This is a genomic window from Psychrobacter sp. 16-MNA-CIBAN-0192, assembly GCF_040309565.1.
In the GTDB taxonomy this organism is placed as follows: Bacteria; Pseudomonadota; Gammaproteobacteria; order Pseudomonadales; family Moraxellaceae; genus Psychrobacter.
In genome coordinates this window covers 1-249 of record NZ_JBEOOX010000549.1, presented here as the reverse complement: position 1 = coordinate 249, position 249 = coordinate 1, and the positions used below count along the sequence as shown (strand labels likewise).

Below are 249 nucleotides of genomic sequence, written 5' to 3'. Positions count from 1 at the left end.
CGCTTCTACCCAGCTGACAACTCATAACGAAGGTCAAATTGGCTTCTTAGCCAAAATCGGTGCCACTCGTGTCAATTTATCTCGCGAGCTAAACCTTGGCGAAATTAAAAGCCTTACCACCCTCGCCCACGATCACGAAGTGCTTACCGAAGTATTTGTTCACGGCGCTTTATGCATCGCATTCTCGGGTCAATGTTATTCAAGCTCAGTCAGTGTTGGTAATTCTGGCAACCGTGGCCGCTGCAGCCA

Annotated in this window: 1 protein-coding gene; it reads left to right on the top strand. The window is 49.0% G+C overall.

Translation table 11 applies throughout. The annotated features are described in order from the left end of the window. Positions 1–249 (top strand): peptidase U32 family protein (locus AAEY78_RS14330; protein ID WP_352340099.1); only part of this gene is annotated, 249 nt, incomplete at both ends.